This window comes from Moorena sp. (genome assembly GCF_982860115.1).
The window spans coordinates 1-9,745 of the sequence record NZ_CEYLVT010000258.1; the positions used below are offsets into that span (position 1 = coordinate 1).

The 9,745-nt window shown below is 44.1% G+C and carries 11 protein-coding genes; 8 read left to right on the forward strand and 3 right to left on the reverse strand.

Annotated elements, in window-relative coordinates:
- Nucleotides 1–142: 142 nt before the first annotated feature.
- From AC4II3_RS28210 to AC4II3_RS28225, 4 genes are all read left to right on the forward strand, one after another.
- A complete protein-coding gene (locus AC4II3_RS28210) occupies nt 143–646 on the forward strand; it encodes a DNA-processing protein DprA (protein WP_488014675.1) in 504 nt (167 codons plus the stop codon).
- A 43-nt stretch (nt 647–689) separates the two neighbouring features.
- Nucleotides 690–1,100, forward strand: a complete 411-nt coding sequence (locus AC4II3_RS28215; protein WP_488014676.1) for an MAPEG family protein — start codon at nt 690–692, stop codon at nt 1,098–1,100.
- A 359-nt stretch (nt 1,101–1,459) separates the two neighbouring features.
- Complete coding sequence (locus AC4II3_RS28220; protein WP_267876366.1) at nt 1,460–1,585, forward strand: hypothetical protein; 126 nt, start codon at nt 1,460–1,462, stop codon at nt 1,583–1,585.
- A gap of 43 nt (nt 1,586–1,628) precedes the next feature.
- Nucleotides 1,629–2,120: a YajQ family cyclic di-GMP-binding protein gene (locus AC4II3_RS28225; protein ID WP_488014678.1), complete on the forward strand. Its 492-nt coding sequence runs from the start codon at nt 1,629–1,631 to the stop codon at nt 2,118–2,120.
- 123 nt (nt 2,121–2,243) lie between these two features.
- Here AC4II3_RS28225 and hemL read toward each other — a convergent pair whose 3' ends face one another.
- The gene (hemL, locus tag AC4II3_RS28230; RefSeq protein WP_488014680.1) at nt 2,244–3,551 is read right to left on the reverse strand and encodes a glutamate-1-semialdehyde 2,1-aminomutase; all 1,308 of its coding nucleotides are present in this window, start codon (nt 3,549–3,551) and stop codon (nt 2,244–2,246) included.
- A 304-nt stretch (nt 3,552–3,855) separates the two neighbouring features.
- On the opposite strand from hemL, the gene hisIE reads away from it, so the two are divergent.
- Complete coding sequence (hisIE, locus tag AC4II3_RS28235; protein WP_488014682.1) at nt 3,856–4,506, forward strand: bifunctional phosphoribosyl-AMP cyclohydrolase/phosphoribosyl-ATP diphosphatase HisIE; 651 nt, start codon at nt 3,856–3,858, stop codon at nt 4,504–4,506.
- A 139-nt stretch (nt 4,507–4,645) separates the two neighbouring features.
- The gene (locus AC4II3_RS28240) at nt 4,646–5,551 is read left to right on the forward strand and encodes an Rpn family recombination-promoting nuclease/putative transposase (RefSeq protein ID WP_490722971.1); all 906 of its coding nucleotides are present in this window, start codon (nt 4,646–4,648) and stop codon (nt 5,549–5,551) included.
- A 246-nt stretch (nt 5,552–5,797) separates the two neighbouring features.
- Here the strand turns inward: AC4II3_RS28240 and AC4II3_RS28245 are convergent, their stop codons facing one another.
- Nucleotides 5,798–6,583: an SDR family NAD(P)-dependent oxidoreductase gene (locus AC4II3_RS28245; protein WP_488014686.1), complete on the reverse strand. Its 786-nt coding sequence runs from the start codon at nt 6,581–6,583 to the stop codon at nt 5,798–5,800.
- Nucleotides 6,584–6,606: 23 nt separating this feature from the next.
- A complete protein-coding gene (locus tag AC4II3_RS28250; RefSeq protein WP_488014688.1) occupies nt 6,607–7,587 on the reverse strand; it encodes an SDR family NAD(P)-dependent oxidoreductase in 981 nt (326 codons plus the stop codon).
- A gap of 162 nt (nt 7,588–7,749) precedes the next feature.
- Here AC4II3_RS28250 and AC4II3_RS28255 point away from each other — a divergent pair, with 162 nt between their 5' ends.
- A complete protein-coding gene (locus AC4II3_RS28255; RefSeq protein WP_488014690.1) occupies nt 7,750–9,192 on the forward strand; it encodes a flavin-containing monooxygenase in 1,443 nt (480 codons plus the stop codon).
- A gap of 96 nt (nt 9,193–9,288) precedes the next feature.
- Nucleotides 9,289–9,745, forward strand: a 457-nt coding sequence (locus AC4II3_RS28260) for an Rpn family recombination-promoting nuclease/putative transposase (RefSeq protein WP_490722972.1), incomplete at its 3' end; no start/stop codon positions are given.

The following is a 9,745-nucleotide window of genomic DNA, read 5'->3' on the forward strand; positions in this document are numbered from 1 at the left end:
TATTGCCTATTGCCTTCCCCTCCTGGGAGGGGTTAGGGGTGGGTGCCTATTGCCTTTCCTTCAAATTCTTTTGAAAGAGGACATGAGGGATTAGTTCTGCTAAAATATCCTGGTCGTTCAGCCTTTACCAACATCTTTATCTTTGAGTCAACCAATAGAAACCGCCAGTGTCGATACATTAGCCAAGGAACTCGCAGCCATACAGCAAACTGGTTCTAAGCGAATTGCCTTGTTGGGGTCACGTCACGTTCCTATCACCCATCAGAATCTCATTGAGATGATGAGCTATGCCTTAGTGCAAGCGGGTAATCGTCTGATTACCTCTGGTGCCACTGGAACCAACTTAGCTGCCATTCGAGGTGCTATGCGAGCCGATCCGTCCTTGCTAACGGTAATTTTGCCCCAAAGTCTTCAGCGACAGCCACTGGAATCCCGAAAATACTTGGAGAAGGTAATGCATTTGGTGGAAAACCCCCAAAATGATACCTTGTCTCTCGCTGAAGCTAGTGCCTTGTGTAATGCCGAAATTGTTGCGAGGTGTCAGCAGTTAATTTGTTTCGCATTCCATGATAGCCGTACCCTCCTCAACACCTGTAAGGAGGCGGAACAGCAAAACAAGGTTGTTACTCTGTTCTATTTTGATTAGTTGTGATTAATTGTGATTAATTTTGATTAGTGTGAGCTAAACTATGCATCTATCCGGTTCGGGAATTTTACTTTACTGTATTGTGGGGGCAACGGTTTTAATCTATCTACCATTTCTGGTAGTTGGCTACAGCCGTTTCAAACTAGGCTATGACCAAAGTGCCCCTCGCGCCATGTTTGATCAGCTACCGCCCTATGCCCAACGAGCGACTTGGGCACATCAGAACTCCTTTGAAACCTTTATTATATTTAGCGCAGCCGCTTTGATGGCCTATGTTACGGGTCAGAATTCAACTCTCGCCATCGGGTGTGCGATCGCATTTGTAATTGCCCGAGTCTTCTACTCGGTGTTTTACATTCTCGATATTCCCTTGGGGCGATCGCTGATGTTTGCCATCGGCTCTCTTTCCAGTTGGACTCTGTTTGTTCTGAGTCTAAGCAGCGTCAGTGGCTAGACGAGATCAAGTCCACTTGCTTCGGGCCTTGATAGTTTTAGTTGTTGGTCATTTGTCTTGAGAGCCACCAGCTTGAGCCACCTCCCCAAGACTATGGGCTTATCCAATACTGATGCTACCGGCCTTGATATAAATAGGTTGAAAAATTTTGTATAGGGTGCAACAAATTTCCATTTTGGTTTTAAGCTGTTAGCTAAACCGCGAGAAGCCCCGCACTTTACCTTCATGGGGTAAGTGTCGTATGGAAAGCGCGGCGCAAGGGTCGGAACGTAGCTTGCCAATGGGATATACTAGGGACAGTAGGGAAAACAAATTAAGAGCTAACCGCCACCTACTAGCTAAAAATAGAACGAGTTGTATTGTTCCGGCGCGGAGGGGCATCCCGTGTCGTTAATAAAGCTTACCGAGTAACCGAATCGTTGGATGGTGTTGGTAAGAAGCCCGCGCTGTACCGTGCTTGTCAGCGTCGGGAGTATGTCACGTAGTGAGCCACCATTGCTCACGGCCTACCGCTGACCGTTATTAATTATGGCTAGTACCTATTCTTTTGATATTGTTAGTGACTTTGATCGACAAGAGTTGGTCAATGCTGTGGATCAAACTATTCGTGAAATCAAAAGTCGTTACGACCTCAAAGATACTAAAACCACTGTCGAATTAGGAGAAGAATCTATCACCATCAATACTGATAGTGACTTTACCCTAGATGCTGTGCATACTGTTCTTCGTACCAAAGCGGCGAAACGGGAACTTTCCCAAAAAATCTTCGACTATGGTAAAGTAGAAGCAGCTAGTGGTAATCGTGTCCGTCAAGAAATCACGCTAAAAAAAGGCATCAGCCAAGAATATAGTAAAAAAATCACCAAATTGATTCGAGATGAATTTAAAAAAGTACAAGCCTCGATTCAAGGTGATTCAGTTAGAGTAACTAGCAAATCTAAGGATGACTTACAAGATATCATCCAACGGTTGAAGCAAGAAGATTTGCCGATTGCTTTGCAATTTACTAACTATCGTTGAGTAAGCTATCAGCCGTCAGCCGTCAGCCGTCAGCAGTTGGCCTTTGGCTGATAGCTGTTCGCGTAGCGTGCGCGTAGCGCTTAAGCTGATAGCTGACGGCTGATAGCTGATACCTCTAGACTACTATGGCTTGATACTAGAGATGACTTCCTTAGCTGCTGCTAATGTGCGGTCAATATCCTCCTCAGTGTGAGCTAGGGAAGTAAATCCTGCTTCAAATTGTGAGGGGGCTAGGTAGATCCCACGCTCTAACATGCCCCGATGCAAAGCAGTGAATTTGGCTAAATCAGAGGTTTTGGCATCATCGAAGTTGTGAACAGGAACACCAGTAAAGAACATGCCAAACATAGCGCTGATGTAACCACCAGTAGTGGCATGACCAGCATCTTTAGCAATTTGCAGCAGTCCCTCGGAGAGCTTTTTAGTAATAGTCTCTAGCTGTTCATAGGTACCCGGTTTCTTGAGTAACTCCAGGGTTTTAATTCCTGCTGTCATGGCTAGAGGATTCCCAGAGAGGGTTCCGGCTTGATACATTGGCCCTGCTGGTGCCACCATGGACATGATATCCTTTCGTCCGCCATAGGCTCCCACGGGCAAACCACCACCGATAATTTTACCTAGGGTAGTCAGGTCAGGAGTGATGCCAAATTTCTCTTGAGCACCACCGTAGGCAATCCGGAAGCCAGTCATCACTTCATCAAACACCAGTAGAGCCCCATGGTTTTGAGTCAGTTCCCGCAAGCCTTCAAGAAAACCAGGCACAGGAGTGATGAAACCAGAATTCCCTACCACCGGTTCTAGGATCACCCCAGCAATCTCATTGGGATATTGCTCAAATAAAGCTTTAACGGCGTCCAGGTCATTATAGGTAGCGGTTAACGTATTAGCAGTGGCGGACTTAGGAACACCAGGGGAATCCGGTAAACCTAGAGTAGCAACTCCAGAACCAGCTTGTACCAGCAGCATATCGGCGTGACCATGGTAGCAGCCGGAAAATTTGATAATTTTGTCCCGTCCTGTGAAGGCACGCATCAGGCGCAGCACTGCCATACAGGCTTCGGTGCCAGAATTCACAAACCGCACCATTTCAATACTAGGAACGGCCTCAATCACCATTTCTGCTAGCACGTTCTCTAGGGCAGAGGGAGCGCCAAAACTGGTACCCTTGTCTAGAGCCTGGTGCAATGCCTTAATAACTTCCGGATGAGCATGACCGCAAATGGCTGGTCCCCAGGTACCTACATAGTCAATGTACTGGTTTCCATCTACATCCCAGATGTATGCTCCTTCAACTCGGTCAAATACAATAGGTTCTCCCCCTACTGATTTAAAGGCTCTGACTGGGGAGCTGACCCCTCCTGGCATTAGGTCCTTGGCGGCGCTGAAAATTTCTTGTGATTTGGTGGTTTTAAACGAGGTGGTAGTAACCAAAATAGTCTCCTAATATCAATAGTGTACGGGTTATTTGAAAATAAGGGAAAAGGCGATCACCCCATTACCCCCCTTAAACAGGACAACAGGGAACTTCGGATCAGGCAACTTCGGCTTAGGGGCAATACTGGACAAGAGACAATTATCCTATGGAGGCTGAACCGTTTTGAATTTGTAAAGAAAGAATCCAGATTTACTGATCAATATTTAGTGATCAATTGGATGTCAGGGGTGGTATCTTGTAGGGTGTATCTCATTAAAGCTGTTTGACCCGCTGGGTGTTTCAACCTGTTGCCCTAAAACTATGTCAGCATCTGAACCGACTTCGATTAACCAAGCTATCCCAGTTGACCAAATTCGCTACAACGATCAAGGACTAGTGCCAGCCATTGTCCAAGATTACCTAGATGGTACGGTATTAATGATGGCTTGGATGAATCGGGAGTCATTGCAAAAAACCCTGGATACAGGAGAAACCTGGTTTTGGAGTCGCTCTCGTCAGGAATTGTGGCACAAGGGTGCTACATCTGGGCATTTACAAAGGATAAAATCCATCCGCTACGACTGTGACAGTGATGCTTTACTGGTGAGTGCGGAACAAATTGGTGATATTGCCTGCCATACCGGTGAGCGTAGCTGTTTCCATCGAGTGGACGGTAAGAAAGTAGCCCCTCCAGCAGATACCTTGTCTCAGTTGTTTGAGATAATTTGCGATCGCCGTGACCATCCCGTAGAAGAGTCTTATACCTGTAAATTGTTTAAGGGTGGGGATAATAAGATTCTTAAAAAAATTGGGGAAGAAGCTGCAGAAGTGGTAATGGCGTGTAAGGATGATGACCCGGATGCGATCGCATCTGAAGTAGCGGACTTGCTCTATCACAGCCTAGTTGCTATGGCTTACCATCAGGTTGATGTACGGGATGTTTATCGCAAATTGCAACAGCGCCGTCGATAGTGTTGGTGATTGGGAAAAAGGGAATTGGTGATTGGAGGAGATTTTGATCACAGGGGGAAGCCAAAAGCATAATCGCGTACGCTTTTTTTAACCAAATCCGGTAAACTTAGCCAGGTACTGTTAATCACAGATAACTACCTTGGCTTACGATAATATATGTAAATATCTCGCCGAAAACTACCCAGTTGATTTGGTCAGGTGGCTTCATGGTATTGATGTCACTGAAATCTCGGTGCTCAAAACTGAGTTAAATACCGAACCGATTCACGCCGATTCCTTGACCCTGCTGCAAACGGCAAATCAAATATTGCAGTGGGAATTTCAAACCCTACCAGCTTCCAAGCCATCCTTACCATTGCGGATGCTCAAGTATTGGGTCAGACTCAAAGAAAAGTATAACTGTCCCATAGAGCAGGTGGTGATATTTCTGAAATTCACTCGCTCTCAAAAAGTTTATACTAACCAGTTGCTCGATACTAACACCAGCCATCGCTATCGAGTAATCAGGATGTGGGAGCAAGACTCTGAGATATTTTTGGCCAATCCCGCCTTATTGCCCTTTGCGACTTTAGCATTCAGTGAGTCTCCGACAAGATTATTAGAGCAAGTGGCGGCAGCAGTGGATAGGATTGAAGAACCACTAGCTTTTAGTAACATATCCGCTTGTACTCAGTTACTAGCTGGTTTGCGGTTTGACCAAAGGTTGATCACAGAATTATTTCCGGAGGACGTGATGCAAGAGTCTGTAATTTATCAGAAGATCATTCAAAAAGGACATCAACTGGGTTTACTCGAAGGAAAACAGGAAGGTTTACTCGAAGGAAAACGCGAAGGTTTACTCGAAGGGAAACGGGAAGGAAAGCAAGAGGAAGGGTACTCAATCGTTAGACGTCTGATTAACCGTCGGTTTGGTAGTGTTGACGACCAGCTACAACAGAGGATTCAAAAGCTTTCTGTTGCTCAATTGGAGGAGTTGAGCGAGGCGCTTTTGGATTTTGAGACAGTCACCGATGTAGCTGTGTGGTTGGCTGAGCATCAGCAATAAATCCGATGCGTACACATCCAAGCTCAGTGCCATGCTCCCAAACTTCCTACCCTTGTAAGTGTGGGTTTTAAGTGTGGGCTTCTCGCACCACCCAACCCTTGCTGCTCCCTATTCCCTATTCCCTATTCCCTATTCCCTGTTCCCTGCTCCCTGCTCCCTAAAAGAAAGTACCTCACCCAATTAAGAAATGGTATAAATCCTATAAATCTGCTTTTGGTTTCCGGTTGAACCCATTAAAAATCCAGTTTAAAAAATCCAGTTTAATAATTGGGGAAAAAAACGTTTAATAACCGAGATAATTTTTGCCATTCCATCAGGAAAAACCTGAGGTTTATTATCAATAATGGCTTTAATTGTTTCGCCGATGACCTTAGCCGGATCAGTTATTATAAAGTCCGGCAACCCCTGATTTTCTATAGCAAGGGTTCCGTACTGTTCCGACTGGAGAATGGGAGTACGGCTGTAAAAAGGATAAACAGCTGTAACCTTGACGTTATAAATTTTAACTTCATTTAAAAGCCCTTCGCTGAATCCTCGCAACCCGAATTTACTAGCAGCATAATGAGCTATGCCAGCAGGGGCAATCCAGCCAGCAGCAGAGGAAATGTTAACGATGTGACCTTGGCGACGTTTAATCATATCAGCGGCAAATAGAGAACTTAATCGCATTGGTGCCAGCAGATTTACCTGCATCAGGCTTTCCCATTTTTCTGCAGGCACTTCGTCCATGCGACCAAAAAGCCCAATGCCAGCATTGTTGATCAAAATCTCGATTTCTATTTCCAGGTCTTTCACCTGCTGATAAAGGGTTTCGCATCCTTCACGTTCAGAAAGATTAATCCCCAAAATAGCAAGTATATCCCCAGTTTTAACCTCCCGTTTAATAGCATCGGCACGCTCTTTAAGAATAGTTTCATCAAGATCTGTGAGGATCAAACGGCTACCAGCTTCTAATAATTGCCGAGTCAGTTCCTGACCGAATCCACCGGCGGCACCAGTGATTAGTACCACAGCTCCATGGAGATCACTCATATGGTTCCAATTTTGGTTCTCGGTTAAATTTTAGGAGATTGGAGTATTCTCCATAGTAATAAAAACCAGGGTAAATTAATGTTAGGTATCAGCGACGCATATTTTATTAATGGTGGCCAAAACATTGGAGCTATAAAACGCAGAGAGCGTAGTGATACCGGACGTAACCCGTCTTTATCGAAGAGACCATAGTGATCAGCCAGTTCTGCGACAACTCGAACGCGGCCTGTAAAGCTCATTACAGTTGGGTCTGCAGCAAGGGCAGCAATAACGCGCCCCGTTAATAAAGGAGTTTCCCAATTATAGCCTTGAGAGATCAGTCGGCTTTGCTGATTACCTGGTTTATCTTCTGCCATTTGCAAAGCCAAACTGGAAATATGTTCGGTACCAACTATGCCTGGCCAAATCGAAAGGGACGTCACATTATATGGCTTGAGTTCAACAGCCATATCAGCAGCCAGTCGATCACAAGCTGCTTTACCCGCTCCATAGGCGGCACCAAAGATGTAAGACATGCCGCCCCAAGATGAGATGGTGCAAATCAGCCCCTGCTGACGCTGAATCATCAGTCGAGCTGCAAAAATACTGGCAATATAATGGCTGCGGAGACCGACATGATTGACAGCATCCCAAAGATTCTCAGGGCATTCCCAAAATGGTTTTTCGTATCCATCTTTCAATGCCTGCACTCCTGAAAAGGCATTATTGACCAGCAAATCCAGTTGTCCCTTCTGCTCGTCTTGAATCCGTTCAAAGAGTAAGCGCACTTGTTGGTCGTCGCTATGATCTACCATTACCGGAATACAAATCCCACCAGCATCTTGCACAGCTAATTGGGTTTCCCTAAGACTACCGGAAACTCCCTCTGTGGCATTGGAACTGTCGAGACTACGACCGGTAATATATACCGTAGCACCTGCCTCACCAAGGCCAATCGCAATTCCTTTACCAATACCACGACTGGCACCCGTGACTAAGGTTACTTTGCCTTCAAGGCTCCCCATAATTGCTTTTTTTGATAGTTATTATATTATTTCATGGTAGCATTTTTTTGACCTTTGCTGGTTGGGATTGTTATCTAAACTTCGATTATCGCGCTTTGGGAACTCTCCAACTACATAATCAAACAAATAATCTCCAAAAAATATAACATAAAACTAATAAAAATGCAAGTAGTTATTATTGGTGCCGGAATGTCTGGCATCTGCATGGGTATTAAGCTTAAAAAAGCCAAAATAAATTTCGTTATTTTAGAAAAATCCTCTCGACTTGGAGGGACTTGGCTGGATAATAATTACCCAGGATGTGCCTGTGATATTCCCGCTCATTTATATTGTTACTCTTTTGAGATGAAACATGATTGGAACCAAGTTTATCCCTCTCAGCCAGAGATATTAAAATACTTACAACACTGCACACGTAAATACAATATTTATCCCCATATCCGTTTTAATCAAGAGGTTATTAGCGCCCATTTCAATGCCCAAAATTGCCTCTGGTATATTGACACAGCTGAGAATGAAACGATAACAGCTAAGATTCTGATCAGTGCCTGGGGAGGTTTAAATTTACCCAAATTACCGAATTTGAATAGCTTGGAAACCTTCAAAGGAGTCTCGTTTCACTCAGCTAGATGGAACCACACCTTTGATTTAACTGATAAAAGTGTGGCAGTTGTAGGAACTGCAGCCAGTGCAGTTCAATTTATCCCAGAAGTTGCCAAAAAAGTGAAACAACTATTCATTTTTCAAAGAACTCCTAACTGGATTACTAACCGAGACGATGGGACTTATTCAGCCCAAATGCAATGGTATTTTAAGAATTTCCCTATTCTGATGCAACTGCACCGGGGATTACTATACTTACGTAATGACTTAATCAATTTTCCCCTATTCACTACTGGAAGTTCTATTGGTAAGAACCTGCAAAAACACTTGGAAAAACGTATACACCAGGAAATTGCTGACTCCGGAGTAAGGGATGCGGTTATGCCCAGCTATCAACTAGGTTGTAAACGAATTTTAATTAATAACGACTTTTATCAAACCCTCAACCTAAAAAATGTAGAATTGATTACAGATAAGATAGAAATCATAACTACTAATAGTCTGGTAACCGAACCAGGAAAAGACTATAAAGTTGACGCTATTATCTATGCTACAGGATTTAACTCTTTGTCCTACAAAAAAATAGATATACGTGGTAAAAACGGAGAGAGTCTAGCGGAGATATGGGGCAACGAACCAGAAGCGTATCTTGGTATTTCTGTTCCCAAGTTCCCTAACTTTTTTAGTCTGTTAGGACCGAACACTGGTTTGGGTCATAGCTCAGTCATATTAATGGTAGAGTGCCAAGTTAATTATATTATTGGCTGCTTGAATAAAATGCTCAGAGAAGACTGGAAATCTCTGGAAGTGAAGGAGGAAGCAATGAGACGTTATTATCAGGATTTATGGAAAACTATGGAAAAGAGGGTGTGGACAAAAGAAAACTGTATGAGTTGGTATCAAAATAAAGATGGCAGAGTATTCGCTTTGTGGCCTGGTAATACTATCCAATATTGGTGGGCGACAAGAAAACCAATTTTTGATGACTATATTTCTACCTAGCCTAGTTGCGTTCGCGTAGCGGCTCTTTGAGAGCATCGCTTTTTTTGACCAAATCCTGTAAACTCGGCCAGGTACTGTTAACCACAGATAACTACTTTGGCTTACGATAATATCTGTAAATATCTCGCCGAAAACTACCCAGGGGATTTGGTCAAGTGGCTTCATGGTATTGAAGTTACTGAAATATCAGTGCTCAAAACTGAGTTAAATACCGAACCGATTCACGCCGATTCCTTGACGCTGCTGCAAACCCCTAATCAAATCTTGCAGTGGGAATTTCAAACTCTACCAGCTTCCAAGCCATCCCTACCATTGCGGATGCTCAAGTATTGGGTCAGACTCACAGAAAAGTATAACTGTCCCATAGAGCAGGTGGTGATATTTCTGAAATTCACTCGCTCTCAAAAAGTTTATACTAACCAGTTGCTCGATACTAACACCAGCCATCGCTATCGAGTAATCAGGATGTGGGAGCAAGACTCTGAGATATTTTTGGCCAATCCCGCCTTATTGCCCTTTGCGACTTTAGCATTCAGTGAGTCTCCGACAAGAT

Bases quoted from the DNA above. Each gene is read 5' to 3' on its own strand.
- AC4II3_RS28215 (WP_488014676.1), top strand. From the start codon at position 690: ATGCATCTATCCGGTTCGGGAATTTTACTTTACTGTATTGTGGGGGCA.
- AC4II3_RS28225 (WP_488014678.1), top strand. From the start codon at position 1,629: ATGGCTAGTACCTATTCTTTTGATATTGTTAGTGACTTTGATCGACAA.
- hisIE (WP_488014682.1), top strand. From the start codon at position 3,856: ATGTCAGCATCTGAACCGACTTCGATTAACCAAGCTATCCCAGTTGAC.
- AC4II3_RS28245 (WP_488014686.1), bottom strand. From the start codon at position 6,583: ATGAGTGATCTCCATGGAGCTGTGGTACTAATCACTGGTGCCGCCGGT.
- AC4II3_RS28250 (WP_488014688.1), bottom strand. From the start codon at position 7,587: ATGGGGAGCCTTGAAGGCAAAGTAACCTTAGTCACGGGTGCCAGTCGT.
- AC4II3_RS28255 (WP_488014690.1), top strand. From the start codon at position 7,750: ATGCAAGTAGTTATTATTGGTGCCGGAATGTCTGGCATCTGCATGGGT.